Below are 26318 nucleotides of genomic sequence, written 5' to 3' on the forward strand. Positions count from 1 at the left end.
TGGCAAGGTCGCTTCGGTGGACGCACTCAGAGATCGGGATCCGGCGCACATAGGCGCGTACACACTGCTCGCACGGCTCGGAGCGGGTGGCATGGGCCAGGTCTACCTGGCCCGGTCGCCCGGCGGGCGGCTGGTCGCGATCAAGGTGATCCGCGACGAGATCACCGACCACCCCGAGGCCCTGGCACGCTTCCGGCGCGAGGTCGAGACCGTGCGGGCGGTGCGCAGCGTGTACACGGCGAACCTGATCGACGCGTCACTGGACGCGGCACCTTACTGGCTGGCCACCGAGTATGTGGCGGGGCCGACGCTGGACAAGGCTGTCGCGGACAGAGGGGCGTTGCCTGCGGAGACCTGCCGGGGTGTGGCAGCCGCGCTGGCCGAGGGGCTGGCGGCCGTGCATGCCCAGGGGGTCACCCACCGGGACCTCAAGCCGCAGAACGTCATTCTGGCGGCTCAAGGGCCGCAGCTCATCGACTTCGGTATCGCTCGGGGTGTGGGTCACGCCGTTCTCACCGAGACCGGATTCGCCCCGGGCACACCGGGTTTCGCGGCGCCCGAGGTGCTGCTGCGCAACGAGGTGGGGCCGGCCGCCGACGTGTTCGCACTCGGTGCCACGCTCGCCTACGCGGCGACAGGCCGTCCGCCCTTCGGCGCGGGCGAACCCGCAGGGGTGAGCTATCGAGCGGTCCACGAGCCGATCGACCTCGCCGGTGTGGAGCCCCGGCTGGCAGGACTCATCGAGGCCTGTGTGGCCAAGGACGCGGCGGCCCGTCCGGGCCTTGCCGAGGTGATCGCCCGTTGCGCCGTGCGCTCCGCGCTGGTCGAGGACGGGTGGTACAGGGCGCTGACGGGACCGACCGAGCCCGTTCCCGCCGTCGCCCCGTCCCGGGGGTTGCACGCCCTGCCGACGGCCCCCTCGCCGTACAGCTCCGGCTACACGCCCACGCAGCTGAACGTTGCTTCCCGCCGCCGCCCCACGCCCTGGCTGATTGCCGTAGGAGCGGGACTCGCGGTCGGCGCTGTGACGGCGGCTCTTCTGCTGCCCGGCGGGCAGGACGGGGATGCGAAGGAGACCGAGGGGGCCGGCCGCCCTGGAGCCACTTCGGCGGCACCCACCGGCGATGCCCCGGAAGATCCGGCGGTCCAACCGCCCGCCTATGTCGAGCAGACCAACCCGTCTCGCGACTACTGGACGGCAGACCCCGCATCGACGCACGGGGAGGGAGAGTGCAACCTGCCCGCCGAGGAGCCCAACGGGCTGTTCCAGGCCTCGGTGTCCGCTGCCGACTCGAACGCCCCGTACAACTCGGGCAGAGGCCGGATCGGCATCCGGTTGAAGGACGCTGCCTCAGGTCCCGGTGAGAGCTACTTCGTCTCAGTGGCCGTCAAACCCCCTCATGAGATCGACGCGGACACGGGCCGGCCGTTCGAGGGGGCGCCCCTGCAGAACCTCAGCCTCGGCTATGTCAGCGAGCCCGTCGACCTGTACCGGAACGGGTCGGCCCAAGGGGCGCCTGAGTGGACCTATCTGACGTACCCCGACGACTTCCACAGCTACGTCCGCGGCAAGAAGGCAGGCGACGCCATACCCGTCGGGAACGACCCCGGCGACTGGACCGTGCTCTTCCTGCATGTTCAGGAACCCCGGAAGTACGTCACCATTCAATGCCGTGGGTTCACGGCGAAGTAGCTCACACGGACGCGCTCAGGCTGGTAATTGACCCGTAGAACGGGCTCTGGTGGGGGAGAGTTGAGGCGTGCGGAAGGTATGGGTGGCCGGTGCGGCCGTCACGGCAGTCGGACTCAGCTTTGTCATGCTGCTCGTCGTCGGCGTCTACATCATCGCGGGAAACCTCCTCAACGGCGTGAACGGCGCCAGCAGGAGGCTTGCTGAGGGTTCGGTACCCGGCGCCTACCAGACGCTGGTTCAGCGCTGGGGCAATCTGTGTCCCGCCCTCAGTCCCGCCCTGCTGGCGGCGCAGTTGTACCAGGAGAGCGGGTGGAACCCGCGTGTCGTGAGCCACGCCGACGCCCGCGGCATCGCGCAGTTCATCCCCAGCACCTGGGCCACGCACGGCATCGACGGTGACGGCGACGGCGACCGTGACATCTGGGACCCGAAGGACGCGATCCCCTCGGCCGCGTCGTACGACTGTGAACTCGCGAAGTACGTCAAGGACGTTCCGGGCGACACCACCAACAACATGCTGGCCGCCTACAACGCGGGGGCGTACCGCGTCATAAAGGCGGGCGGTGTTCCCGCCATCACGGAGACGCAGAACTACGTGGAGAGGATCCGCACGCTCGAGAAGAGCTTCGCCGCCCCCACCACCCGAGTCGCTCCCTCCCAGCAAGCCGCCGGGGCCATTCACTTCGCGCAGAGCAAGCTCGGGACGCCCTATCTGTGGGGTGGGAACGGGACGCCCGAGCAGGGGGGTCGGTTCGACTGTTCGGGGCTGACGAAGGCGGCGTACGAGAGTGTGGGGATCACGTTGCCGCGGGTGGCCAATGATCAGTACAACGCGGGGCCGCATCCGGGGCGGGACGAGTTGCTGCCCGGTGACCTGGTGTTCTTCTCGACCGATCCGTACAACTCGCGGGCCATCGATCACGTGGGGATCTACGTCGGCGGCGGGTACATGATCGACGCGCCGCGCACGGGGGCCGTGATCCGGTTCGACCCGATCGACACCGCGAAGTACTTCGGTGCGACGCGGGTCACGGCGGATGGCGCGAAAGCGTTGCCGACGGGTGTCTGAAACAGGGCGAACCGAGGGTGAATCCCTCCCCTGAGCTGCGGCTATGGGTCTCTCTTCGATAACGTCTGCGTGATCATTCAGTGGAGTGTGGAACGAACCAGTGGGAGCCGTGCGTTCCTGTTGACAGATCCAGACGCCAGTACGACGAAGGGGCCGCTGCACCATGGCTGGACTCGCGCAATCCGGGTCGAACCCCGACGTCGAGCTGCTCTACGACATCAACGGCCTGGCCAAGGACGCACCGCACTGGTTCGACACGGTCATGGAGTACGTCGGTGAGTACGGGCTGCTGTTCGCCATGGTGCTGCTCGTGCTGTGGTGCTGGTGGACCGGGCGCCGCCGCGCCGACGCAGACGAGGCCGCCTCCTCCGCGGCCGCGCTGCTGTGGGCGCCGCTCGCGGCCGGGATCGCCGTCCTGGTCAACGTACCGATAAGAGGCTTCGTCGAGCGGCCCCGCCCGTTCCGCGACCACCAGGGCCTGGAGGTCCTGGTGTCCGGCAAGGACGACTTCTCCTTCGTCAGCGACCACGCCACGCTCACCATGGCCATGGCGGTCGCCCTGTTCGTCGCCAACCGCCGCTTCGGGCTCGTCGGCATAGGGCTCGCCCTGCTGGAGGGCTTCTGCCGGGTGTACATGGGCGTGCACTACCCGACCGACGTCATCGGCGGCTTCGCCCTCGGCACCGCGGTGGCCCTGCTGCTGTCGCCCCTCGCCATGGCCCTGCTCACCCCGCTGACCCGGGCGATCGGGCGCTCCCCGCGGGCCGGGTGGCTGATCCGCAGCAGATCGTCCCAGAAGGGCGCCGTGCTCCCGGGCACCCGCACGGAGCCCGCCTCCGGCACCGAGCGGGACCTCGCGGCCTGACGCCCGGTGCCGGAGCGGCCTCGGGCGTTCACCCTTCCTGATGCCTGGCCGCGTCCGTACGGGCCAGACTCCGCGCCCGGCGGGCCGGGCCGCGCCAGCCGCAGCTGCAGCGGGCCACACAGAAGGGCCCTTGTTCGACGGTGGTCGTACGGTGCTCGACGGGGTCCTGAGTGGGCGCGAAGCGCTCCTGCTGCGTCACATCGACCACGTTACCCAGGCCGGGTGAAGAGTGGGTCTCCCGCATCTCCGGCTCCCGCGGCGGACCGCGTGACGGCACTCCCTACCCGTCGTTAACCGTCACGAGAGGCGGCCCTTGACGGACCACGGCTTGGGGTAGGCAGGCGATGGCGGAGCGGCAGCACGGCAGGGCGGGCGGGACGGTCGTGGCGGCGGGGCTCATGGCCTGTGTCTGTCTCGGCACCTCCGGATGCGGGAGCCGCGGTTCGGCCGCCGAGGACCCGGTGCACACCCTGCACGAGGCCGCCGACGCGCTGGTGGACGCGAAGAGCTCCAAGGCGCGTACGTCGATGGAGATGGCGACCGGCGGTACCCGGGTCACCATCCGCGGCGAGGGCGTCTACGACTACACCCGGCAACTCGGCAGACTTCGGGTGCTGCTGCCGCAGGACCCGGCCGGCCGGGTCGCGCACCGGCCCATCACCGAACTCCTCGCGCCGGGCGCGCTGTTCATGAAGAACCGGGGCGCGGGCGTGCCGTCCGACAAGTGGGTGCGGGTGGAGACGGCGACGCTGTCCGACGGGAATCTGGTCACCGGCGGGGCCACCGACCCGTTCGCGGCGGCCGAGGTGCTGCGCGGCACCCGCTCGGCGACGTTCGTCGGCACGACCGACCTCGCGGGCACCGAGGTGTGGCACTACCGGGGCACGGCCGACCTGTCGGCGGCGGCGCGGGGTGCCTCCGGGGGCACGCGGGACTCCCTCGCGGCAGCGGCGAAAGGGTTCGCCACGGCTGTGGTGCCGTTCGACGTGTTCCTCGACGAACAGGGCCGCATCCGCAAGATCCGGCACCGCTTCAGCTTCGTCAACGGCCGCCACCAGGCGACAGTGGCGGTGGCCTCGACAACCCTGCTGTACGACTTCGGCACCCCGGCACAGGTCCGTCTCCCGGCCCAGGAGGACATCTACGCGGGCCGGATCGCGGAGGAGTGAGAGCGCGGCCCCGCTTGTATGAGAACTAGCCCGTCCGTGCCATGCGCGGTGCGTAGGCCGCTCCCTACTCTAGGAAGCCGGTGACGGCGGAGAAGAGGTGATGCGCGTGGCTCCGGTCGGCGGTACGGCGGTGCAGGACCACGTGGCCCTCGCCGAGATCGAACTGTGCGGGGAACTGATCATCGCGGCCTCGGCGGCCGATGTGGAGCGGCTCAGCCTGGACTGCATCGACGAGGTGCTCAGGGTCGCCGAGGAGAGAGAGGCGACGGCGGACGGCTGAAAAGCGCCGCCCGCCGCGAGACCCACCGGCTCAGGTGCGCAGCATCCGCCCGATCGCCTTGGTGGCCTCCTCCACCTTCGCGTCGATCTCGTCGCCGCCCTTGAGGGCCGCGTCGGCCACGCAGTGCCGCAGGTGTTCGTCGAGCAGCTGCAGCGCGAAGGACTGCAGTGCTTTGGTGGAGGCGGACACCTGCGTGAGTATGTCGATGCAGTAGACGTCCTCGTCGACCATGCGCTGCAGGCCGCGGATCTGGCCCTCGATCCGCCGCAGCCGCTTGAGGTGCTCGTCCTTCTGCTTGTGGTACCCGTGCACTCCATGGTCGTGGTCGGTCCCCACGGCCTCGGCGGACGCCTCGGCGCCGGCCTCGGTGGTCGTCATCACGGCCTCCCAATCAAGACGAGCTTGGTCATATACCCCCTGCGGGTATATGGTACCGAATTTCGCGGGTATGAGGGCCCTGTGTCCGACACCACGTTGTCCACGGCTTGCCCCGCCCGCCTGCCGATAACTCTGCCTGATGGGCGACACTGGGGGACGGCCCGTTAGCCGTGGCCGAATGTTGCGCCTAGCATCAGCCTGACCGAAACCGAAGCACCCCGAGGACCCCAACGTGCGCTTTCGTCTGACCCCCAGGGAGACGAGCTTCTACGACATGTTCGCCGCCTCCGCGGACAACATCGTCACGGGCTCGAAGCTCCTCATGGAACTGCTCGGGGCGGACACCTCCGCCCGGGCCGAGATCGCAGAGCGTATGCGGGCCGCGGAACACGCCGGTGACGACGCCACGCACGCGATCTTCCACCAGCTGAACTCCTCGTTCATCACGCCCTTCGACCGCGAGGACATCTACTCCCTCGCGTCCTCCCTCGACGACATCATGGACTTCATGGAAGAGGCCGTCGACCTGGTCGTCCTCTACAACGTCGAGGAGCTGCCCAAGGGCGTCGAGCAGCAGATCGAGGTCCTCTCGCGCGCGGCGGAGCTGACCGCCGAGGCCATGCCCAACCTGCGCACGATGGACAACCTCACGGAGTACTGGATCGAGGTCAACCGGCTGGAGAACCAGGCCGACCAGATCCACCGCAAGCTCCTCGCCCACCTCTTCAACGGCAAGTACGACGCCATCGAGGTCCTGAAGCTCAAGCAGATCGTGGACGTCCTCGAAGAGGCCGCCGACGCGTTCGAGCACGTGGCCAACACGGTGGAGACCATCGCGGTCAAGGAGTCCTGACCCGTCCATGGACACCTTCGCGCTTGTCGTGACCATCGCGGTCGCACTCGGTTTCACGTACACCAACGGCTTCCACGACTCCGCCAACGCCATCGCCACCTCCGTGTCGACCCGGGCCCTCACGCCCCGTGCGGCGCTCGCGATGGCCGCGGTGATGAACCTCGCGGGCGCCTTCCTCGGCCAAGGGGTCGCGCACACCGTCAGCAAGGGCCTGATCGAGACACCCACGGGCGACAAGGGGATGGGCATCCTCTTCGCCGCGCTCGTCGGCGCGATCGTCTGGAACCTCGTCACCTGGTACTTCGGTCTTCCCTCGTCCTCCTCGCACGCGCTGTTCGGCGGCATGGTGGGCGCGGCGCTCGCGGGCGGCACGGACGTCATCTGGTCGGGCGTCCTGGAGAAGGTCGTCATCCCCATGTTCGTGTCGCCCGTGGTCGGCCTCGTCGCCGGTTACCTGGTCATGACCGCGATCATGTGGCTCTTCCGCAGGTCCAACCCGCACAAGGCCAAGCGCGGCTTCCGCATCGCCCAGACCGTCTCGGCGGCGGGCATGGCGCTCGGCCATGGCCTCCAGGACGCCCAGAAGACGATGGGCATCGTCGTGATGGCCCTCGTCATCGCGGACGTCCAGGGCGCCGACGACCCGATCCCGGTCTGGGTCAAGATCGCCTGCGCCGTGATGCTGTCCCTCGGCACGTACGCCGGCGGCTGGCGCATCATGCGTACGCTGGGGCGCAAGATCATCGAGCTCGATCCTCCGCAGGGGTTCGCCGCGGAGACCACGGGTGCGTCGATCATGTTCACCACGGCCTTCCTCTTCAAGGCGCCCATCTCCACGACCCATGTCATCACCTCCGCGATCATGGGCGTCGGCGCCACCAAGCGCGTGAACGCCGTCCGCTGGGGCGTGGCCAAGAACATCGTCCTGGGCTGGTTCATCACCATGCCGGCGGCAGCCGCCGTCGCGGCCTGCGCCTTCGGCCTGGTGCATCTGGCGTTCCTGTAGCGCCGTCCCACCCGTCCCCTTCCCGCCGTACGCGACTGCGGGCCGTCGTGGGCTGGTCGCGCAGTTCCCCGCGCCCCTAAAGGACGGGGCCCTTCGCGCCGTATGCACCTGCGGGCCGCCGTGGGCTGGTCGCGCAGTTCCCCGCGCCCCTAAGGGCACGACCGTCAGCCCCGTACAACCGCAAGCAACCACGACCGGAGGACGACGCGGCCGGGGGCGATACCGGCCGCGGCCGCGTACGGCGGGACGGCATACGAACGGTCGGCGTGGGCCAGTCGCGTACGGCGGGGAGGGGACGGGACGGGGGGTTGTCCGCCCGCAGCGGCCGGCGGAAACGGGGTTCGACCCCCGTAGCCGAGCAGATCGCCGGACCGAGGACGGACAACCCCCCGGCCCGGCCCCGTCCCACCCACACACCGGGTGCGCTACCGCAAGCCCCACCGGACAGGAACAGGCCGCCGCAGGCATCCGGCGCAGGGAACGAGAACGGGCCCGCCCCCCGGGAGCCGGGGAGCGGGCCCTCTTCTGCCTCGCGGTGGCACCGCCATGCAGCACCGCGAGGGGTTCAGGGGAGCGACGGCTCAGCCGAAGCGGCCGGAGATGTAGTCCTCGGTCGCCTGGACGGACGGGTTGGAGAAGATCCGCTCGGTGTCGTCGATCTCGATCAGCCGCCCCGGCTGCCCCACGGCCGCGAGGTTGAAGAACGCCGTCCGGTCGGAGACACGCGCCGCCTGCTGCATGTTGTGCGTCACGATGACGATCGTGAAGCGCTCCTTCAGCTCACCGATGAGGTCCTCGATCGCCAGCGTCGAGATCGGGTCCAGCGCCGAGCACGGCTCGTCCATCAGCAGCACGTTCGGCTCGACAGCGATCGCCCGAGCGATGCACAGCCGCTGCTGCTGACCACCCGAGAGACCGGACCCCGGCTTGTTGAGCCGGTCCTTCACCTCGTTCCAGAGGTTCGCGCCCTTCAGCGACTTCTCCACGATGTCGCTGAGCTCGCTCTTCTTGTAGTTGCCGTTCAGCCGCAGCCCCGCCGCCACATTGTCGAAGATCGACATCGTCGGGAACGGGTTCGGCCGCTGGAACACCATGCCGACCTCACGCCGCACGGACACCGGGTCGATCCCCGCCCCGTACAGGTCCTCGTCGTCCAGCAGCACCTTGCCCTCGACCCGCCCGCCGGCCGTGACCTCGTGCATCCGGTTCAGCGTGCGCAGGAACGTCGACTTACCGCACCCGGACGGGCCGATGAAGGCCGTCACCGAGCGGGGCTCGACCGTCATCGAGATGTCCTCGATCGCCTTGTGGGACCCGTAGTAGGCGGTCAGTCCGCTTACGTCGATTCGCTTGGCCATGTCTACTTCACTTCCGATAAGTCTTGCTCAGTCGCCGATTGGCCGCGTCAGCGACCGGTCTGAGGGGCCTTCCAGCGGGCGATCCCGCGGGCCACCAGGTTGAGGATCATCACGAACGCGATCAGCGTCAGAGACGCCGCCCACGCACGGTCGTACGCCGCGGAGGACTGGCTCTGCTGATACTGCTGGTAGATGTACAGCGGCAGCGACGCCTGCGCGCCCTCGAAGGGGTTGGCGTTGATGAACGGGTTGCCGAACACCAGCAGCAGCACCGGCGCGGTCTCACCGGCGATACGCGCGACGGCGAGCATGATGCCGGTCGTGATACCGCCGATCGCGGTCGGCAGCACCACCTTCAGGATCGTCCGCCACTTCGGCACGCCCAGCGCCAGGGACGCCTCCCGCAGCTCGTTCGGGACGAGCTTGAGCATCTCCTCGGTGGAGCGCACCACCACCGGCATCATCAGGATGGCCAGGGCGAGCGAGCCGGCGAAGCCGAAGGGCTGCATGTCCCACATCAGCATCAGGCTGAGGATGAACAGACCGGCGACGATCGACGGGATGCCGGTCATCACGTCGACGAAGAAGGTGATGGACCGGGCCAGGTTGCCCCGCCCGTACTCGACCAGGTAGATCGCGGTGAGCACACCGATCGGCGCGCCGATCGCGGTGGCGAGACCCACCTGCTCCAGGCTGCCGAGGATGGCGTGGTAGATACCGCCGCCCACCTCGGAGTCGGCGACCACACCCATGGAGTGGGTCAGGAAGTAGACGTCGAGGACCTTGATGCCGCGCTCGACGGTCGCCCAGATCAGCGACGCGAGCGGCACGATCGCGAGCAGGAAGGCGACCCACACCACGGACGTGGCGACGCGGTCCTTGGCCTGCCGCTTGCCCTCGACGCGCGCGGCGATGGCGAACGTACCGAGGACGAAGAGAGTTGCGGCGATCAGGCCCCACTGGATACGGCTGTCCAGGCCGGCGCCGAGGCCGATGCCCACGGCGACGGCCACGGAGCCCACGGCGATGCCCCAGGGGGACCACTTGGGCAGGCTGGCGCCGCGCAGGGTGCTGGGGCGCTTGTCGGTTGCGACGGCTGCGTGGCTCATGCGTTGGCCCCCGAGTACTCCTTGCGGCGGGCGATGATCGCGCGGGCCGCGCCGTTGACCAGCAGGGTGATGACGAACAGCACCAGACCGGAGGCGATGAGCGCGTCACGCCCGAAGGGCGTCGCCTCGTTGAACTTGCCGGCGATGTTCTGGGCGAAGGTGCCGCCGCCCGGGTTCAGCAGGCTGGTCTCGATGGTGAAGCTCGGGGAGAGCACGGTGGCGACGGCCATGGTCTCGCCGAGCGCGCGGCCGAGGCCGAGCATCGAGGCGGAGATCACGCCGGAGCGGCCGAAGGGCAGGACGGCCATGCGGATGACCTCCCAGCGCGTGGCGCCGAGGGCCAGCGCGGCCTCCTCGTGCATCTGCGGGACCTGCCGGAAGACCTCACGGCTCACGTTGGTGATGATCGGCAGGATCATGATCGCGAGCAGGATGCCGACGGTGAGCATCGAGCGGGGCGCGCCGCCCTGCCACTCGAAGACGCCGGTCCAGCCGAGGTAGTCGTCCAGCCAGCCGTACAGGCCGTTCATGTGCGGGACGAGGACCAGGGCGCCCCACAGGCCGTACACGATGGACGGCACGGCGGCGAGCAGGTCGACCACGTAGGCGATGGGACCGCTGAGCCGGCGGGGGGCGTAGTGGGTGAGGAACAGCGCGATGGCGACGGCGACCGGGACCGCGATGACCATGGCGATGACCGAGGAGACGATCGTGCCGAAGGCCAGGACGGCGATGCCGAAGACGGGCGGCTGGAGGTTGGTGTTCCACTCGAAGGTGGTCAGGAAGTTGCCCTCGTCCTCACCGATGGCGAGGAACGCCCGGTAGGTGAGGAAGACCGCGATCGCGGCCATGATCGCGAGCAGCAGGATGCCGGAGCCGCGGGAGAAACCGAGGAAGATGCGGTCTCCGGGGCGGGTGGCGCCGCGCGCGTTGCGCTTCTGCTCGACCGGGCTCGGCTGTGGGGAGGGGGGAGGAACGTAGGTGTTCTGCGTGGTGGTGTCCATCGGGTTCTCCGGTCTGCGGAGCCGTCCGTGAAGGGCGGCTCGTGGGGCCGTACGCGATGTGCGGCCCCGGGCGGCGGTGCACCGGACGGTGCGGTCCGGTCCCGGGTGGGGGCCGGACCGCACCGGGGTCAGCTCAGCTCTTCGATGGTCGTGCGGACCTTGGCGATGATCTCGGCCGGGATCGGCGCGTAGTCGTTGTCGACGAGGACCTTCTGGCCGTCCTCGCTGGCGAGGTAGCGCAGGAAGGCCTTGGTGGCGGGCAGGGTGTCCGCCTTGTTGCCCTTGTCGCAGACGATCTCGTAGGTGACGAGGGTGATCGGGTAGGCGCCCTCGGCCTTGGTCTTGTAGTTCAGCTCCAGGGCGAGGTCCTTGCCCGTGCCGACGACCTTGGCGTCCGCGATGGCCTTGGTGGCGCTGTCGGTGGAGGCCTTGACCGGCGCGGCGGCACCCGTGTCGAGGGCGACGGTGGACATCTCCTTGGCGTAGGAGAGCTCCATGTAGCCGATCGCGCCGGAGTTCTGCTTCACCTGCTGGGCCACGCCCGCGGAGCCGGAGGCCGCCTGGCCGCCCTTGGCCTGCCAGGCCTTGCCGCCGTCGTACTTCCAGTTCTCGGGGGTGGTGGCGATGAGGTACTTGGTGAAGTTGTCCGTGGTGCCGGAGTCCTCGGCGCGGTGGAACGCCTGGATCTTCAGGTCGGGCAGCTTGGCGTCGGGGTTGAGCGCCTTGATGGCCTTGTCGTTCCAGTTGGTGATCTTGCTGTCGAAGATCTTCGCCAGGGTCGGCGCGTCCAGGACGAGGTTGTCGACGCCCGGGATGTTGTAGGAGATCGCGATCGGGCCACCGACCATGGGCAGGTCGACGCCCTGGCCGCCCTTGCAGACCTGCTTGGAGGCGGTGATCTCCTCGGGCTTCAGCGCGGAGTCCGAGCCGGCGAAGGCGACCTGGCCCTGGGTGAACGCGGTCACGCCCGCGCCGGAGCCGCCGCCCTTGTAGTTGATCTGCACGCCGTTGCAGGCCTGGGTGAAGTTCTTCACCCACGCGTCGATCGCGTTCTTCTGCGCGGACGAGCCGTCGGCCAGCAGCTGGCCCTTGGCGTCGTCACACTTGATGTCACCGGCGGCGCTCGTGGTGGCGTTGCCACCGCCGCTCTTGTCGCCGGTGTCGTCGGAGCCGCACGCCGTGAGGGCCAGGGCGCCGGAGACCGCGAGAGCACCGAGGGTGAGGGCCCGCCGGTTCATGCGCTGAAGCTTCACTTTCGGGAATTCCTTCCAGGAGCCGCCGTCCTGAATCGGCGGCGTGCGAAGTCTGAGCGGCGTGAGCGGCACTGGGCGCGCCCTCACCGGGTAAGGCCGAAATTAGGCAGAACAGGTGAAGCCGCCGATGGCCGGAAGTGAACGGGGGGTGAACCCCTGCGGTCGGTGCGGTTAGGTCACGGAATGCTCACAGGGAGGGCACGTGGAGGTACCGGAGCAAGTCGGTCCCACCGCACCGGCGGCTCCTTCCACAGCGCGGCGCAAGCGCGACGTCCGGGCGGGAACCCGGCGCCCCGCGGGCCCGTCTCGTTCCACAGGGACCGGAGCGACACGGAGGCGGACATGGAACGGCGTACGTTCATCTCAGGAGGCGTCGCCGCCCTCGCGGCGGCCACGTCGGCCGCCTGCACCGGCGGCACCGGCACGGCCCGCCCGGGCGGCACGTCCGCCTCTGCCTCTCCTACGCTGCTGTCGTCGAGTACGGCGATGACGGCGACCGGCGCCTCTGCGGCCGCGGCCGGCTGGGCCGCACTGGCCCGCGACCTCGACGGCTCGCTGATCCGCCCCGGTGACGCCTCCTGGGCGGCGGCCCGGCAGCTGTACAACACCCGCTTCGACGGGCTGAAGCCCGCCGCGGTCGCCTACGTCGCCCACACGGCCGACATCCGCACCGTCCTGTCGTACGCCAAGGCCCATGACCTGCGCGTGGCGATCCGCAACGGCGGCCACTCCTACGCGGGCTGGTCCTCCGGCAACGGGCGGCTGATCATCGACGTCTCCAAGCTGAGCCGGGTACGCGCGAGCGGCGGGGAGGCGGTGGTCGGGGCCGGCGCGAAGCTGATCGACGTCTACCGGGCGCTGGCCGCGCGCGGTACGACGATCCCGGCGGGCTCCTGCCCGACGGTCGGCGTCTCCGGGCTGGTGCTGGGCGGCGGACACGGCGTGGTCTCCCGGGCGTACGGGCTGACCTGCGACAGCCTCACCCAGGCCACCCTGGTCACCGCCGACGGCCGGCAGCTCGTCGCGAACGCCCGCGACAACAAGGACCTCTTCTGGGCGCTGCGCGGCGCGGGCAACGGCAACTTCGGCGTCGTCACCGAGCTGCGCTTCCGCACCCACCCGGCCCCGCAGGCGGTGTCGGCGTACATGAGCTGGCCGTGGTCGAAGGCGGCCGCGGTGGTGAAGGCCTGGCAGGAGTGGGGGCCGAGCCAGCCCGACGAGATCTGGTCGTCGCTGCACCTGGCGAACGCGGCCGGCGGCACCCCGACGGTCTCCGTCGCGGCGTTCTCCCTCGGCACCTACGGCGAGCTGCAGAACGCGGTGGACCGCCTGGCCGACCGCATCGGCGCCTCGGCGACCAGCGTGTCGCTGCGCCGCCGCTCGTACGAGGAGGCGATGGAGGTGTACGCGGGCTGCTCGTCCTTCGCGACCGACGCCCAGTGCCATCTGCCGGGCTCGACGCCGGGCCGCTCCCCGCGGGGAGCGCTGGGCCGTGAGACGTACGCCGCCCGCTCGGACTTCTTCGACCGCTCCCTCTCCGCGGCCGGCATCCGCACGCTGCTGTCGCAGATCCGCTCGGTGCGGGGCGGCACCGGCAGCATCGCCCTGACCGCGCTGGGCGGGGCGGTCAACCGGGTCTCCCCGACGGCGACGGCCTTCGTGCACCGCCGCTCCCGGATGCTGGCCCAGTACATCGGCGCCTGGCGCGCCGGCACCTCCGGCAGCACGGCCCAGTCCTGGCTCACCGAGGCCCACCACGCGATGCGCCCCTACGCCTCGGGCGCCGCGTACCAGAACTACACCGACCCGACCCTGACCAACTGGCGCAAGGCGTACTACGGGGACGCGGCGCCGCGCCTGGCGCAGCTGAAGAAGCAGTACGACCCGGAGCGGGTGTTCACCTACCCGCAGGCGCTGTAGGCCGGGACCTCTCAGCAGGCCCTAGTGATCCGCGCCCTCGGTGGCGGCGATGATCTCCAGAGCCCGGGTGACCATCCGGTTCTTCCGAGCGGTCTCCGCCGCGAGATCGGTCTTGTGCTCCGCCATCGCCATGCGCTCGTAGCGGGCCTCGGCGGCCGACCAGACGCGGATGAGGTCCGCGTCGTGCTTGCAGTCCATGTCGCGGTCGCGAAGTGATCGTTTCAGCGGCGTTAAGCCTTCCGCCACACATGTTCGAGTGACCGCAGCAGCTCGGTCACCAGCTCCCGGTCGCGCGGCTGGGTCAGCCGCAGGCGGGCCGCGTCCGGGCGGAGCCAGAGGACGCGGTCGACCTCCGTGCCGGGGACGAAGCCGCCGCCCGTGGCCTCGGCCGCCCAGTAACGGACCTGCTTGGGACGGCCGTTGGCCAGGTAGTGCAGCGTGGCCAGTTCCGCGCCGGGGCGGGCCGTGCAGCCCGTCTCCTCCACCACCTCGCGCAGCGCGCCAGTGAGGGCGTCCTCGCCGCGCTTGAGCTTGCCCTTGGGGTGCGACCAGTCGTCGTACTTGGGGCGGTGCACCAGACAGACCTCCAGCTCCCCGTCGGCCGGGGAGCGCCGCCACAGGACGCAACCGGCCGCCAGGACAACGGAGTTCTCTTCCGGGGTGGACACCTGCCCGTCACCGCCTTCCGTACGCGCGCCTCAGGGCGCCGCCACCGTCTGTTTCTGCCAGGACTGCTGGAAGGCGAACCGTGCCGCCTCCACCTCGTGCCGCTGATCGGCGTGCAGCACGCCCAGGGCGTACGCCGTCGCCGGGGCGATCCGCGGGGTGCGGGCGGCCTGCGCCGCGGCCGCGGCCGCCTCCGCGGCGTCCCGGTGGCGGTTCAGGGCCTGCCCGGCGGCGAGCAGGCGTACGTCCACCGGCGCGTCCTGGCCCTCCAGCACCTCACGGGCGTACCGGTGCAGGCGCAGCAGCAGGCGGACCTGGTGCCAGGGGGCGTCCTGGGGGTGCGGGGCCGGGTCCGGGGACAGGCCGTGCACCAGGGCCTCCGCGTTGTACGGGCTGCCCGCGGTGACCAGCGGCAGCGCGGCGACCGCGTCCGTGAGCCGCTCCTCGGCCGCCGCGGCGAGCGCCCGCAGGTCGGTGTCGGCGGCGGCCGGGGTGAGCGGCACCTCGCTGGCCAGTAAGGCGACCTTGTCGGCGACCGCGTGGAAGCGGCTGCTGCCCAGCGCCTGCAGGGCGCTGGAGTGGGCCCGGGTGCGGGCGAGGGTGAGCTGCCGGTCGAGCAGGGCGCCCGCCTTGGCCGCGCCCACGGTGAGGTTGCCGCGCTCGGGCGCGGGCGGGGCGCCGCCGGGCAGGCCGGGCTGGGCAGGCAGCGCCCCCGAGCCCGACAGCCGGTGCAGCGCGGCCAGCAGCCGCTCCAGGCGGGCCGAGCAGGCGTGCTCCAGCGCCAGGGTGCCGGACAGCCAGGCGAGTTCGGGACGCATGCCCTCCGACCAGTCGGCCTCCAGGAGGGGACGGTAGGTGTGCAGGCTGCCGCTGATGCGGCGGGCCGAGCGGCGCAGGGCGCGCGCCGCTCCGACGGACTCCGGCGAACCGCTGTCCCCCACACCCGACCGGGCTCGCGCCGGGGCGCCCCCACCCGCCCCGGTCTCCCGGTGCTGGCGCAGCGCGCGCAGGAACTCCGTGGCCTGGGCCCGGAGATAGCCCGCGAGGGCCTCTCCGGTCACCGGGCGGGCCAGCGGGTCCGTCGGTTCAAGGTGTTGCTGTGCCACGCCGGCGCCTCCGGGCGTCTATGAGCATCTCCTGGATGTTCCTCAGGGGCTGGCCCTCCGCGTCGACCGCGTGCCGGGTCCACTCGCCGTCCGCCCCCAGGTGCCAGGAGGCCGTGGCGCTGGACATGCCGGACTCCAGCAGCCGGTTGAGGGAGGCGCGGTGGCTGGGGTCGACGACCCGGACCAGCGCCTCTATACGGCGGTCGAGGTTGCGGTGCATCATGTCGGCGCTGCCGATCCACACCTCGGGCTCGCCGCCGTTGCCGAAGGCGAAGACCCGGGAGTGCTCCAGGAAGCGGCCGAGGACCGAGCGGACCCGGATGTTCTCCGACAGGCCCGCCACCCCGGGGCGCAGCGCGCAGATGCCGCGCACCCACACATCGACCGGCACGCCCGCCTGGGACGCGCGGTAGCAGGCGTCGATGACCGCCTCGTCGACCATCGAGTTGACCTTGATACGGACGTACGCGGGACGCCCGGCCTTGTGGTGCTGGACCTCCTTGTCGATCCGCGAGACCAGGCCGTCGCGCAGCGACTTGGGCGCGACGAGGAGCCGTCGGTAGGTCTCGCGGCGGGAGTAGCCGGACAGCCGGTTGAAGAGGTCCGAGAGGTCGGCGCCGACCTGCGGGTCGGCCGTCAGCAGGCCGAGGTCCTCGTACAGGCGGGCCGTCTTGGGGTGGTAGTTGCCGGTGCCGACGTGGCTGTAGCGGCGCAGGGTGTCGCCCTCCTGGCGGACCACCAGCGACAGCTTGCAGTGGGTCTTCAGGCCGACCAGGCCGTAGACCACATGGCAGCCGGCCTCCTCCAGCTTGCGCGCCCACTTGATGTTGGCGTGCTCGTCGAAGCGGGCCTTGATCTCGACCAGGACGAGGACCTGCTTGCCGGCCTCGGCGGCGTCGATGAGCGCGTTGACTATCGGGGAGTCGCCCGAGGTGCGGTACAGGGTCTGCTTGATCGCCAGCACGTCCGGGTCCTCGGCGGCCTGCTCCAGAAACCTCTGCACCGACGTGGAGAACGAGTCGTACGGGTGGTGCAGCAGCACGTCACGGCTGCGCAGCGCGGCGAAGATGTCCGGCGGGGAGGCCGACTCGACCTCGGCGAGGTCGCGGTGGGTGCCCGCGACGAACTTGGGGTACTTCAGCTCGGGCCGGTCCAGGCCGTGGATGCGGAACAGGCCGGTCAGGTCGAGCGGGCCGGGCAGCGGGTAGACCTCCGCCTCGGTGATCTTCAGCTCGCGCACCAGCAGGTCGAGGACCTCGCGGTCGATGGACTCCTCGACCTCCAGGCGCACCGGCGGGCCGAAGCGGCGCCGCATGAGCTCCTTCTCCAGGGCCTGGAGGAGGTTCTCGGCGTCGTCCTCCTCGACCTCCAGGTCCTCGTTGCGGGTGATGCGGAAGGCGTGGTGCTCCAGCACCTCCATGCCCGGGAACAGCTCTTCCAGGTGCGCGGCGATGACGTCCTCGATGGGGACGTAGCGGCCGGGGCTGGACTCCAGGAAGCGCGACAGCAGCGGCGGCACCTTCACCCGGGCGAAGTGCCGGTGGCCGCTGACGGGGTTGCGCACGACGACGGCCAGGTTCAGCGACAGGCCGGAGATATAGGGGAAGGGGTGCGCGGGGTCGACCGCGAGGGGCGTGAGGACGGGGAAGATCTGGTGCCGGAACAGCGTGAAGAGCCGGGCCTGCTCCTTCTCGGTCAGCTCGCTCCAGCGGACCAGGTGGATGCCCTCCTCCGCGAGCCCGGGGGCGACGTCCTCGTGGAAGCAGGCGGCGTGCCGGGCCATCAGCTCGCGTGAGCGGGCCCAGATCATCTCCAGCACCTGGCCGGGCTGCAGTCCGGAGGCGGAGCGGGTGGCGACGCCGGTGGCGATACGGCGCTTCAGACCGGCCACCCGGACCATGAAGAACTCGTCCAGGTTGCTCGCGAAGATCGCCAGGAAGTTGGCCCGCTCCAGCAGCGGTGTGTCCGGGTCCTCGGCGAGCTCCAGGACGCGCTCGTTGAACGCGAGCCAGCTGCGCTCCCGGTCCAGGAAGCGGCCCTGGGGGAGCTGGACCCCGTCCACCTGCGTTTCCTCGTAGGCGTCGAGGTCCGCGTCGAGGTCGGGTTCCAGATCGGAGACCACGGCCGCCACGGTGTGCGGGCGGTGGGCGGCGATGGAGCCGACGGAGGGCTGCGCGTGCTGGACCTGGGCCTCGGCCTGGGTGTTCTGCTGGCTCATGGACCCATTCTTCCGCGCCAGGAGTGAGACAGGCGCGTCGGAAGTCGCGGGCGGGAGCGTGAGGGCGGCCCACTCGGGAGGCGGCGAAGGCTCTGGCACGGCGGGGTTCATTGGCCGAGCGTCGCAAGGGTGTCTGAACCGGTGGTTACGGAGACATGGCGTTCGGGATAGCGGGGGGCGGATCACGGACGACCGGAGGATCGTTTCGCCGCCGGTCGCCGTCGAACGACTATTCGATTACGGCGATCAGGGGCGCGACCACGCCCATAGGCGGGGCCCCGATCAGGGGCGCGGCCACGCCCATAGGCGGGCCCCCGATCCAGGGCGCGACCACGCCCGCAGGCGGGCCGCGCCCCGCGGAACGAACGACCGGGCCTCAGGTCTCCGTGCGGTACATCAGGTCGGCCTCGTGGGTCGTGAACCCCAGCCCCTCGTACACGGCCACCGCCGCCTTGTTGTCGGCGTCGACGTAGAGCATGGCCGTGGGCAGCCCCTGGGCGGCGAGGTGGTTCAGCCCGATCGTGGTGAGCGCCTTGCCCAGGCCCAGGCCCTGTGCCTGCGGTGAGACGCCGAGGACGTAGACCTCGCCGAGCTGCTCCTCCGCGTGCACCTTCGTCCAGTGGAAGCCGACCAGCCGGCTCTCCTGGAAGGCGAGGAAGAAGCCGGCCGGGTCGAACCAGGGCTCGGCCTTGCGGTCGTCGAGGTCGCGCTGGGTGAGGGAGCCCTGCTCGGGGTGGTGCGCGAAGGCGGCCGCGTTGACGGCGAGCCAGGCGGCGTCGTCCTGGCCGGGCACGAACGTACGTACCGTCACATTCTCGGGCAGAACGGGCTCGGGGAGTTCCAGGCCGGCCAACGGGCGGCGCATCTGACGCAGTTCGCGGAAGAGGGTGAGCCCCAGCACCTGGGCGAGGTGGCGGGCGGCCGGATGCCCGCCGTGGGCCCACACCCGCAGGCGCTTGCCGGAGGCGGCGAGCAGGGCCGAGCCCAGCGCGCGGCCGTGTCCGTGGCCCCGGTGCGCGGGGTGGACGACCAGCTCGGCGGCCGGCGCCTCGACGGGGTCGGTGTCCTCCAGCTGGGCGTAGCCGACGAGTTCGTCGCCGACGCTGAGCAGCAGATGGGACACGCCCGGGCGCTCCCCGCCGCGCAGCTGGAGCCTGCCCTGTTCGGACACCGCCTGCTGGCCGTCGTTGCGGGCCGCCTCGGCGAGCAGGTCGAGCACGGCGTCGGTCTGCTCCGCGTCGAGCGCGGGACGGGTCTCGAGGGAGCGGGGCCGGCCGGGCCGTGCGAAGTCGTCGCTGGTCATGCCTACGAGGGTAAAGGGCGGCGCCCGTGAGGGAGGGGCAAAGGGAAACCCAGATGTAACCATGAAAGCACTGTCGCGCTACGCGCGTTGACTCTAGGCTGCGCCCGGACCGAGCCACACCTCTACATGCACCACAGGGGGGCGCATGCCTGCCATCTCTCAGCACCACCACCGCAGACGCCGTACGTACCGGCTCCTCGCGGCCGCCGCAGGCCTCGCGACCGTCGGAGCGCTCGCAGCAGCGCTGCCGGGCGTCGCGAACGCCGACGAGGACGGCTACGCGGGCAAGCAGTCGAGCCGCTACCAGGACGTGCAGCTGCTGTCGTTCAACGACTTCCACGGCAACCTCGAGCCCCCCACGAGTTCCTCGGGGCGGCTCACGGAGATTCAGCCGGACGGCAGCGTCAAGACCATCGAGGGCGTCGGCGGCGTGGAGTACCTGGCCGGCTCGCTGCGCACGGCCCGCGAGGGCCACCCGTACTCGATCACGGCCGCCGCGGGCGACCTGATAGGCGCCAGCCCGCTCATGTCCGCGCTCTTCCACGACGAGCCCACGATCGAGGCGATGAACGCCCTCGACCTGGACGTCACGGGCGTCGGCAACCACGAGTTCGACGAGGGCGCCACCGAGCTCAAGCGGATGCAGAACGGCGGCTGCCACCCGAAGGACGGCTGCTACGAGGAAGGGCGGACGTTCGAGGGGGCGCAGTTCCCGTACCTGGCTGCGAACGTCGTCGACGAGAAGACCGGAAAGCCGATGCTCGACCCCACCTACGTGTGGGAGAAGAACGGCGTGAAGATCGGCTTCATCGGCGTGACCCTGGAGGGCACCCCGGGCATCGTCACCGCCGAGGGTGTCAAGGGCCTGAAGTTCCTCGACGAGACCGCGACGATCAACAAGTACGCGCGCGAACTGCAGAAGCGGGGCGTGAAGTCCATCGTCGCGCTGATCCACGAGGGCGGCGCCCCGGCCTCGGACGCGTACAACTACGACTGCGGCGCCGGCGGCTCCGGCATCTCCGGCCCGATCGTCGACATCGCCAAGGGCGTCACGGCCAAGGTCGACGCGCTGGTCACCGGTCACACCCACGCCGCGTACGCGTGCACCGTCCCCGACCCGGAGGGCAACCCGCGCACGGTGACCTCCGCCGCGTCCTTCGGCCGTCTCTACACGGACACCACGCTGACCTACGACCGGCGCAGCGGCGACATCGTCCGCACGTCGGTGACGTCCGCGAACCACGTCGTCGTCCGGCAGAACCCGGCCTCCGACATGACCGCCCTGATCGCCCATTACAAGGCGATGTCCGCACCGGTGGAGAACCGCCCCATCGGCTGGATCGCCTCCGAGCTCGCCCAGCCCAAGGCGCCGGACGACTCCACGCTCGGCAATGTGATCGCGGACGCGCAGCTCGCCTACGCCAAGTCCGTGGACCCGAGCGCGGATGTGGCGCTGATGAACCCGGGCGGCGTCCGGGCCAACCTGGTGTACGCGTCCTCCCCGGCCGGTGAGGGCGACGGTGTGGTGACGTACGGCGAGGCCTTCAGGGTGCAGCCGTTCGCCAACACGGTGAACCTGGTCGACCTCACCGGCGCCCAGCTGCTCACCGTGCTGCAGCAGCAGGTCTCCGGCGCCAACGCGGCCGCCCCGAAGATCCTTCAGCCGTCGGGGCTGACGTACACGCTGGACCTGACGAAGACGGGCGCCGACCGGATCGTCACCGACTCCGTCCGCGTCGCGGGCGCCCCGCTGGACCCGGCCGCGGTCTACCGGGTCGCCGCCAACTCCTTCCTCGCCGGCGGCGGTGACGGCTTCACGGAGCTGGCCGCGGGCACGAACCGGTTCGTCGGCCAGGACGACCTGTTGGCCTTCGAGACCTACCTGAAGGCCAACTCCTCGGCGGTCAACCCGTTGCAGGCGCCTGCGACGGACCGGGTGAACGTCATCAAGTGACCGACCGCGCGAAGGGGCCCGGGGGCGCTGTCCCCGGGCCCCTTCGCCGTATCCGGAGGCTGTACGTCCGGCGTCATCCAGCCAAGTTCACGCGGCATTTTTCGTTCCGAACCAGCCACACGGGCGGTCGCCGCTCATATGCTGCGTGTGATCTTGTCGGCACAACCGGCTTATGTGATCACTGGAGGGGCAAGACTGTGAGACATCCTGTCAGACGCTCCATCACCGTCGTCCTGGCGCTGTTTCTGGCCTGCGTGGGCATATCGGCCCCCGCGCACGCCAGTTCGACCACAGGCGACCGAGTCCTCTACTGGAACCAAGCGCTGATCGACGCCTACGTCACCACGGGCGGCTCTCCCGGACCCCTGGCACGGGCCGGGGCCATGATGCATCTGGCCATGTACGACGCCGCGAACGCCAGCCGCTGCCACAGCAGCGGCGGCTTCAAGCCGGAGAACTGCCTCGGGGCGCTCTACACCCCCGGCATCAGCGTGAAGGCCGGCGTCGCTCCCAACGTCGAGGCGGCGTTGGACCACGCCGCCTACAACGTCCTCAAATCCGCCTTCCCCGCACTCGACTTCACCCCCTACCTCACTGCGGCCCGCTCGGGCGAGCCGGTCGACGCCACCACCACGGAGGGCAAGAGCGTCGGCGAGAAGGCCGCCGCGGCGATGATCGCCCGTCGTACCGGTGACGGATCCGGGGACACCACGCCGTACACCCCGAGCACCGAACCCGGCCAGTGGCGGCCGACAGGCTCCGGTCCGGCGGCGGATCCGAACTGGGGCAAGGTCAAGAAGTTCGTCGACTACGGCGACTACCCGTGGACGCACCTCAAGACCACGGCGGCCGACCTGCGTCCGCAGCCGCCCGCCGGCATCGCGACGATGCCCGAGCTGCTGAAGAGCTCGTCCTACACGGCCCAGTTCAAGGAGGTCGCGGAGCTCGGCGCGGCCAACAGCACGACACGGACCGCCGAGCAGACCCAGATCGCCTGGTTCTGGGCCAACGACCTGAACGGCACCTACAAGCCGCCGGGCCAGCTCTTCACCCACACCCGGACCGTCTCCCAGCAGCGCGGACTCGACCAGCTCGCCAACGTCCAGCTCTTCGCGCTGGTCGCGGGCTCGATGGCGGACGCGGGGATCTCCGCCTGGGACGCGAAGTACCAGACCGGCATCGATCTGTGGCGGCCCGAGAGCGCCATCCGGCTGGCCGACTCGGACGGCAATCCGGACACCGTGCAGAACAGCTCCTGGCAGCCGCTCTCGGCCGACGAAGCAGGGAACCACTTCAGCCCGCCGTTCCCGGCCTACGTCTCCGGGCACGCGACCTTCGCGGGAGCATGGGCCGAGTCGATGAAGCTGTTCTTCGGCACGGACAACATCTCCTTCACCGGCACCACCGACGATCCGCACGCGGTCGGTGTCTCCCGCACCTTCTCCACCTTCAGCGCGGCGGCCACCGAGAACGCCCGGAGCCGGGTCTACCTCGGTGTGCACTACCAGTGGGACGGCGACCTCGGCGTCGCGACCGGCCGGAAGGCCGCCGGCCAGATCATCAACAACTCGTACGGCCCGACGAGTTACAACGACAAGACACCCGTGTACAGCAGCCCCCGCCTCACCACCGTGGGCAAGCAGTGGCTGATCAAACCCATGGGTGCCACGAGCGTCGGCAACCTGTACGACGGCCCGCACGCGTCCTGGTACTGGTGTGACGACTACGGCGCGGACAACGTCTACAACCAGCTCATCTGGAACTCCTACGGCTGTGTGAACGGCTACGACGGCTCCGCGCACGCCTACTACACACCGCGCTAGTACCGGAAAGGACGGTCTTCCCGTGATCAGGAAGCATCTCCGACGCATCGGCGCGACCGCCGGTGTGATCGCCGCGCTCGTCTCCGTCTCGGTCTCCGTCGCGGTCGCCGGCGCGAACGCGACGGGATCGCAGAACGAGCCGAGCGTGCCAGGGACTCTCCGGGTCTTCGCCGGACCGTACGAGCAGGCGCAGTTCTGCGAGGGCGGCCCGACCCCGGTGATCTCCGGCACGAGCGGCGGCGCGCTCGCCGCCTCGCCGACCGCATTCGGCAAGGACGCGGGCAAGAACAGGAGTTACTCCGCCCTGCGGGCCACCTTCGAGGTCGGCAAGCCGGGCGAGGCTCCGCTCATCACCCAGACCGAGCGGATCTGGCCGAACGGCATGGTCTTCAACCTCGCTCTCGCCGCGGGCGAGCTGAAGCCGGGCGACTACCGGTTCCGCCTGCGCGCGATCGGCAACAAGGCGTCGGACTGGACGTCGTGGTGCGCGTTCACCGTCACTCAGTGACCCACGCCGTGTGCGCGTGAATCCGACCTGAACGGTCGAGAAGGCCGGTTCCTCGTCGGGAACCGGCCTTCGGCCTGTTGGTGTCAGGACGCCGACGGGGTCCAGCCGCCCAGCCAGTCCGCGACCTCCTGGCCGGAGGCCTGGGCGTCGGTCAGCTGGGGACGGTCGGCGGAGGCGGTGCCTGCGCCGGGGCCGGTGTTCTTGTACTCGGCGAAGCGGTCGTTCTTCCAGGAGAAGCCGCTCATGTCGGTCCAGGGGGTCGTCTTGATCGCGGCGCTCAGGGTGGTGTTGCGGACCGTCGTCTGGGGGTCGAGGGTGGCGTCGCCGCCGGCGTGCCAGGGGCGGCCGAGGTAGAAGGTGCGGTCGGAGACGGCGCCGGTGATCGCCGAGTTGGCGATGAGGAGGCCCTTGCGGTCGGCGGCCGTGCTGGGGGCGGTGACGTAGCCGGCGGAGGTGCCGTCCCAGCGCTTCTTCAGGGTGATGACGGACTTGTCGACGACGGCCGTGGCCCGGCCGAAGATGAAGTCGACGTTGCCGACGACGTAGGAGTTCGTCATGTAGACCCGGCCCAGCCGGTCCTTCGCGGCCGTGTCCAGCAGCAGGGTGTCCTGGTCGCCCTCGACGATGACGCTGTCCAGGAACACCTTGTCGGAGGCGGTGCGCAGGGCGACGGCCTGGTGGCCGGAGAGGGACTGGTTGGCCTTCTCGTCGAAGTCGTTGGAGACGGTGAGGTTGCGGGCCTGGAAGTCGTCCGCCTCCACGGCGACGGTGGCGCTGCCGCCGGTGCCGTACGTGCCGCCGCCGGGCTTGGGCGTGCCGGACGCGTTGTTGTAGACGATCACCGTGTCCTTGCGGCTCGCACCCGTGCCCTGGATGGTGACGTGCGGCTTGTTGGAGGGGACCTTCACCGTCTCGCGGTACGTGCCCGGCTTGACGGAGATGACGATCCGGGAGGGGTTGTTCGCCGGTACTGCGTTCACCGCGGCCTGGACCGTCGTGTACTGGCCCGTGCCGTCCTTGGCGACGGTGAGGGTCGTCGCGGCGGCCGTGGTCGTGGCTGTTGTGCCCAGGGAACTCCTCGGGCCCGCGCCCGACTTGACCAGCGACGGGACCTGCGCCGCCGTGTCCGCCGTGTAGGCGTAGTACGTCTTCGGGTCGAACCCCGTACCGCCGCCGCTCTCGTTGCGGCCGCTCGTGCCGGAGAAGACGTTGCCGCGCTGGACGAGGGTGGCGGTGGTGTCCCGGATGACGGGGTTGGTGAAGCCCTGGAAGTACGAGTTCTCCAGCAGCATCTTCGTCTTCCCACGGGCGTAGTTGCCGTACGAGGACCTGATGGTGGTGTCCGGGACGTCCTCCAGGAAGTTGTTGTAGAGGTGCGCGTGCGCGGCGTTGTCCGTGGACGGGTTGCGCTGCTCCGTCTCGCGGATCCAGTTGTGGTGGATCGTGATGTCGGTGACGACGTTCTCGGTCCAGCCGATGCCGAAGGCCTTGTTGTCGTTGCTGAGGCGGTTCCAGGAGACCGTGACGTACGTGCTGTCCTTGCGCACGTCGATCAGACCGTCGGCCATGTGCCGCAGGTCGTTGTGGTCGATCCAGACGTGGTGCGCGCCGTCCATCTGGATCGCGTCGAAGTCGTGCTCCTTGTCGTTCCAGACGCCCTGGTACGCGTCCCTGATCGTCAGGTTCCTGATGATCACGTTGTGCACGCCCGGGCCGAGGAAGAAGCCGCCGCCGACGATGTGCCCGGACGTCCCCGAGCCGATGATCGTCTTGTCGGAGGCGACCTTGATCTCCTTGCCGACCGGGTTCATGGTGATCGTGCCCGCGACGACGATGACGTACGGCTCGGGGGCCGTCGCGTACTTCTCCAGGTCGGCGAGCGTCCTGACGGTGACGGTCCGGCCGTCGCGTCCGCCGTACGTACCGTTCTGGCCGAGGGCGTTGACCGAGGCGAACCCGTCGGCGGCCGCGGTCGCCCAGGTGGGCGCGGTGGCCGCGGAGGCCTTCTCCGGGGCGCCGATTCCGAACACCGACCCGTACGCCAGCACCCCGGCGGCGGTCACGGCCAGCGGGGCGCCGATCATCACGGCCGTACTGCGCCTGCGGTGACGGGACTTGGACCTGCGGCGGCTCTCACTCATGCGCGGAATCCGTTTCGTGGGGGAGCTTCTGGTCGTGCTGTGGTCGCCGCCGGGGACGGGTTGGGTTGCCGCGCACGGCCGAACGAAAGGGAGGGGCCGTGCGTCGGGGGGACATGAAGAGACTTGTGAGGGGTGCGGTCGGGGTCGCGGTCGTGACGGTGCTCGCCGGATGCACCGTGGGCGGCGGGGACGGCGGTGAGGGTGCGGCCTCCTGCGCGTACATCGCGCTGTACGACGGCCGCCGCTACTTCGGCTACGGCGCGGGCGACTTCGAGCTCGGCGAGCGGCTCGGTACGGCGGTCCTGCCGTCCTGCGACGACACGGGCGGATACCCCGATGATCCCGGAGTGCCCGAGCGGCGCGTGCCCGCCTACGCCATCAAGGGCATCGACCCCACGGTCGCCATCACCACGGGCACCGACTCACCGGACACGGTCCTGGTGGCGGACGGGGCGGGGGAGACGCTGCCGCCTGAGGTGCGGGAGGTGGTGCGGGTGGGGGAGTGACGGGCGGCGCGGCCGGGGCTCGCATGCACGCCGGGAGTGTTTGCATGGTTTGTGGCAGCTGCCGGGCTCCCTGGGGGCATCTGCGTGCAACAAACGATGCAAACCCGCCGGACATCCCCGGACCGGCGGCCGGGCG

24 protein-coding genes are annotated in these 26318 nt (G+C 70.3%); 12 read left to right on the plus strand and 12 right to left on the minus strand.

Annotated features, from left to right (window positions below; genetic code table 11):
* Nucleotides 1–16: 16 nt before the first annotated feature.
* The 3 genes from ACIQ6Y_RS22195 (at nt 17) to ACIQ6Y_RS22205 (ending at nt 3627) form a co-directional block, all read left to right on the plus strand.
* Entirely contained in the window at nt 17–1693 is a 1677-nt protein-coding gene (locus ACIQ6Y_RS22195) for a serine/threonine-protein kinase (RefSeq protein ID WP_404041584.1), read from the plus strand.
* A 124-nt stretch (nt 1694–1817) separates the two neighbouring features.
* Nucleotides 1818–2762, plus strand: a complete 945-nt coding sequence (locus ACIQ6Y_RS22200) for an NlpC/P60 family protein (protein WP_404041586.1) — start codon at nt 1818–1820, stop codon at nt 2760–2762.
* A gap of 163 nt (nt 2763–2925) precedes the next feature.
* Nucleotides 2926–3627: a phosphatase PAP2 family protein gene (locus ACIQ6Y_RS22205; protein WP_404041588.1), complete on the plus strand. Its 702-nt coding sequence runs from the start codon at nt 2926–2928 to the stop codon at nt 3625–3627.
* Between the two features lie 28 nt (nt 3628–3655).
* Here ACIQ6Y_RS22205 and ACIQ6Y_RS22210 read toward each other — a convergent pair whose 3' ends face one another.
* Nucleotides 3656–3826, minus strand: a complete 171-nt coding sequence (locus tag ACIQ6Y_RS22210) for a hypothetical protein (protein WP_404041590.1) — start codon at nt 3824–3826, stop codon at nt 3656–3658.
* A 145-nt stretch (nt 3827–3971) separates the two neighbouring features.
* Here ACIQ6Y_RS22210 and ACIQ6Y_RS22215 point away from each other — a divergent pair, with 145 nt between their 5' ends.
* Entirely contained in the window at nt 3972–4796 is an 825-nt protein-coding gene (locus ACIQ6Y_RS22215; protein WP_404041592.1) for a hypothetical protein, read from the plus strand.
* Nucleotides 4797–4896: 100 nt separating this feature from the next.
* Entirely contained in the window at nt 4897–5076 is a 180-nt protein-coding gene (locus tag ACIQ6Y_RS22220; RefSeq protein WP_404041593.1) for a hypothetical protein, read from the plus strand.
* A gap of 30 nt (nt 5077–5106) precedes the next feature.
* Here the strand turns inward: ACIQ6Y_RS22220 and ACIQ6Y_RS22225 are convergent, their stop codons facing one another.
* Entirely contained in the window at nt 5107–5454 is a 348-nt protein-coding gene (locus tag ACIQ6Y_RS22225; protein WP_404041595.1) for a metal-sensitive transcriptional regulator, read from the minus strand.
* 232 nt (nt 5455–5686) lie between these two features.
* On the opposite strand from ACIQ6Y_RS22225, the gene ACIQ6Y_RS22230 reads away from it, so the two are divergent.
* Together ACIQ6Y_RS22230 and ACIQ6Y_RS22235 are read left to right on the plus strand one after the other, a co-directional pair.
* The gene (locus ACIQ6Y_RS22230) at nt 5687–6307 is read left to right on the plus strand and encodes a DUF47 domain-containing protein (RefSeq protein ID WP_399648038.1); all 621 of its coding nucleotides are present in this window, start codon (nt 5687–5689) and stop codon (nt 6305–6307) included.
* Nucleotides 6308–6314: 7 nt separating this feature from the next.
* Nucleotides 6315–7313 carry an anion permease gene (locus ACIQ6Y_RS22235; protein WP_404041597.1) on the plus strand — a complete coding sequence of 333 codons (999 nt, stop codon included), beginning with the start codon at nt 6315–6317 and terminating at the stop codon, nt 7311–7313.
* Nucleotides 7314–7894: 581 nt separating this feature from the next.
* Here ACIQ6Y_RS22235 and pstB read toward each other — a convergent pair.
* The 4 genes from pstB to pstS all read right to left on the minus strand — a co-directional run bounded on the left by pstB (nt 7895) and on the right by pstS (nt 12037).
* Nucleotides 7895–8671, minus strand: coding sequence for a phosphate ABC transporter ATP-binding protein PstB (gene pstB, locus ACIQ6Y_RS22240; RefSeq protein WP_404041599.1), 777 nt, complete (start codon nt 8669–8671; stop codon nt 7895–7897).
* A 47-nt stretch (nt 8672–8718) separates the two neighbouring features.
* On the minus strand, nt 8719–9780 hold the full coding sequence (gene pstA, locus ACIQ6Y_RS22245) for a phosphate ABC transporter permease PstA (protein WP_404041601.1): 1062 nt from the start codon (nt 9778–9780) through the stop codon (nt 8719–8721).
* Nucleotides 9777–10784 (minus strand): phosphate ABC transporter permease subunit PstC, encoded by a 1008-nt coding sequence (gene pstC, locus ACIQ6Y_RS22250; RefSeq protein WP_404041602.1) that lies wholly within the window; start codon nt 10782–10784, stop codon nt 9777–9779. Before pstC ends, pstA begins: the two co-directional genes overlap by 4 nt.
* Nucleotides 10785–10912: 128 nt before the next feature.
* Nucleotides 10913–12037 (minus strand): phosphate ABC transporter substrate-binding protein PstS, encoded by a 1125-nt coding sequence (gene pstS, locus ACIQ6Y_RS22255; RefSeq protein ID WP_404041604.1) that lies wholly within the window; start codon nt 12035–12037, stop codon nt 10913–10915.
* A gap of 342 nt (nt 12038–12379) precedes the next feature.
* Here pstS and ACIQ6Y_RS22260 point away from each other — a divergent pair, with 342 nt between their 5' ends.
* On the plus strand, nt 12380–13957 hold the full coding sequence (locus ACIQ6Y_RS22260) for an FAD-binding oxidoreductase (RefSeq protein ID WP_404041605.1): 1578 nt from the start codon (nt 12380–12382) through the stop codon (nt 13955–13957).
* 21 nt (nt 13958–13978) lie between these two features.
* Here the strand turns inward: ACIQ6Y_RS22260 and ACIQ6Y_RS22265 are convergent, their stop codons facing one another.
* The 5 genes from ACIQ6Y_RS22265 to mshD form a co-directional block, all read right to left on the minus strand.
* Nucleotides 13979–14155 (minus strand): hypothetical protein, encoded by a 177-nt coding sequence (locus ACIQ6Y_RS22265; protein WP_404041607.1) that lies wholly within the window; start codon nt 14153–14155, stop codon nt 13979–13981.
* Between the two features lie 32 nt (nt 14156–14187).
* Nucleotides 14188–14625, minus strand: coding sequence for an NUDIX hydrolase (locus ACIQ6Y_RS22270; protein WP_404041608.1), 438 nt, complete (start codon nt 14623–14625; stop codon nt 14188–14190).
* A gap of 30 nt (nt 14626–14655) precedes the next feature.
* A complete protein-coding gene (locus ACIQ6Y_RS22275) occupies nt 14656–15729 on the minus strand; it encodes a CHAD domain-containing protein (protein WP_404041610.1) in 1074 nt (357 codons plus the stop codon).
* A complete protein-coding gene (locus tag ACIQ6Y_RS22280; protein WP_404041612.1) occupies nt 15710–18058 on the minus strand; it encodes an RNA degradosome polyphosphate kinase in 2349 nt (782 codons plus the stop codon). The genes ACIQ6Y_RS22275 and ACIQ6Y_RS22280 overlap by 20 nt, the downstream gene beginning before the upstream one ends.
* A gap of 265 nt (nt 18059–18323) precedes the next feature.
* The gene (mshD, locus tag ACIQ6Y_RS22285) at nt 18324–19250 is read right to left on the minus strand and encodes a mycothiol synthase (protein ID WP_404041614.1); all 927 of its coding nucleotides are present in this window, start codon (nt 19248–19250) and stop codon (nt 18324–18326) included.
* A gap of 145 nt (nt 19251–19395) precedes the next feature.
* Between mshD and ACIQ6Y_RS22290 the strand changes: the two genes are divergently transcribed.
* The 3 genes from ACIQ6Y_RS22290 (at nt 19396) to ACIQ6Y_RS22300 (ending at nt 23535) form a co-directional block, all read left to right on the plus strand.
* Nucleotides 19396–21204, plus strand: a complete 1809-nt coding sequence (locus ACIQ6Y_RS22290; protein WP_404041616.1) for a bifunctional metallophosphatase/5'-nucleotidase — start codon at nt 19396–19398, stop codon at nt 21202–21204.
* Nucleotides 21205–21401: 197 nt separating this feature from the next.
* Complete coding sequence (locus tag ACIQ6Y_RS22295; protein WP_404041618.1) at nt 21402–23027, plus strand: vanadium-dependent haloperoxidase; 1626 nt, start codon at nt 21402–21404, stop codon at nt 23025–23027.
* A 22-nt stretch (nt 23028–23049) separates the two neighbouring features.
* The gene (locus ACIQ6Y_RS22300; protein WP_404041620.1) at nt 23050–23535 is read left to right on the plus strand and encodes a hypothetical protein; all 486 of its coding nucleotides are present in this window, start codon (nt 23050–23052) and stop codon (nt 23533–23535) included.
* A gap of 83 nt (nt 23536–23618) precedes the next feature.
* On the opposite strand, the gene ACIQ6Y_RS22305 is transcribed toward ACIQ6Y_RS22300, so the two are convergent.
* Nucleotides 23619–25676, minus strand: coding sequence for a pectinesterase family protein (locus ACIQ6Y_RS22305; RefSeq protein ID WP_404041622.1), 2058 nt, complete (start codon nt 25674–25676; stop codon nt 23619–23621).
* Nucleotides 25677–25789: 113 nt separating this feature from the next.
* Here ACIQ6Y_RS22305 and ACIQ6Y_RS22310 point away from each other — a divergent pair, with 113 nt between their 5' ends.
* Nucleotides 25790–26182 carry a DUF6281 family protein gene (locus ACIQ6Y_RS22310; RefSeq protein ID WP_404041624.1) on the plus strand — a complete coding sequence of 131 codons (393 nt, stop codon included), beginning with the start codon at nt 25790–25792 and terminating at the stop codon, nt 26180–26182.
* Nucleotides 26183–26318: the final 136 nt, after the last annotated feature.

Source organism: Streptomyces sp. NPDC096205 (genome assembly GCF_044763135.1).
GTDB lineage: Bacteria > Actinomycetota > Actinomycetes > Streptomycetales > Streptomycetaceae > Streptomyces.

Coding starts and splice junctions, on each gene's coding strand:
- ACIQ6Y_RS22290 (WP_404041616.1), top strand. CDS start 19,396: ATGCCTGCCATCTCTCAGCACCACCACCGCAGACGCCGTACGTACCGG.
- ACIQ6Y_RS22235 (WP_404041597.1), top strand. CDS start 6,315: ATGGACACCTTCGCGCTTGTCGTGACCATCGCGGTCGCACTCGGTTTC.
- ACIQ6Y_RS22260 (WP_404041605.1), top strand. CDS start 12,380: ATGGAACGGCGTACGTTCATCTCAGGAGGCGTCGCCGCCCTCGCGGCG.
- ACIQ6Y_RS22215 (WP_404041592.1), top strand. CDS start 3,972: ATGGCGGAGCGGCAGCACGGCAGGGCGGGCGGGACGGTCGTGGCGGCG.
- ACIQ6Y_RS22225 (WP_404041595.1), bottom strand. CDS start 5,454: ATGACGACCACCGAGGCCGGCGCCGAGGCGTCCGCCGAGGCCGTGGGG.
- ACIQ6Y_RS22305 (WP_404041622.1), bottom strand. CDS start 25,676: ATGAGTGAGAGCCGCCGCAGGTCCAAGTCCCGTCACCGCAGGCGCAGT.
- ACIQ6Y_RS22280 (WP_404041612.1), bottom strand. CDS start 18,058: ATGAACCCCGCCGTGCCAGAGCCTTCGCCGCCTCCCGAGTGGGCCGCC.
- ACIQ6Y_RS22265 (WP_404041607.1), bottom strand. CDS start 14,155: ATGGACTGCAAGCACGACGCGGACCTCATCCGCGTCTGGTCGGCCGCC.
- pstA (WP_404041601.1), bottom strand. CDS start 9,780: ATGAGCCACGCAGCCGTCGCAACCGACAAGCGCCCCAGCACCCTGCGC.
- mshD (WP_404041614.1), bottom strand. CDS start 19,250: ATGACCAGCGACGACTTCGCACGGCCCGGCCGGCCCCGCTCCCTCGAG.
- ACIQ6Y_RS22310 (WP_404041624.1), top strand. CDS start 25,790: ATGAAGAGACTTGTGAGGGGTGCGGTCGGGGTCGCGGTCGTGACGGTG.
- pstB (WP_404041599.1), bottom strand. CDS start 8,671: ATGGCCAAGCGAATCGACGTAAGCGGACTGACCGCCTACTACGGGTCC.
- ACIQ6Y_RS22220 (WP_404041593.1), top strand. CDS start 4,897: ATGCGCGTGGCTCCGGTCGGCGGTACGGCGGTGCAGGACCACGTGGCC.
- ACIQ6Y_RS22205 (WP_404041588.1), top strand. CDS start 2,926: ATGGCTGGACTCGCGCAATCCGGGTCGAACCCCGACGTCGAGCTGCTC.
- ACIQ6Y_RS22200 (WP_404041586.1), top strand. CDS start 1,818: ATGCTGCTCGTCGTCGGCGTCTACATCATCGCGGGAAACCTCCTCAAC.
- pstC (WP_404041602.1), bottom strand. CDS start 10,784: ATGGACACCACCACGCAGAACACCTACGTTCCTCCCCCCTCCCCACAG.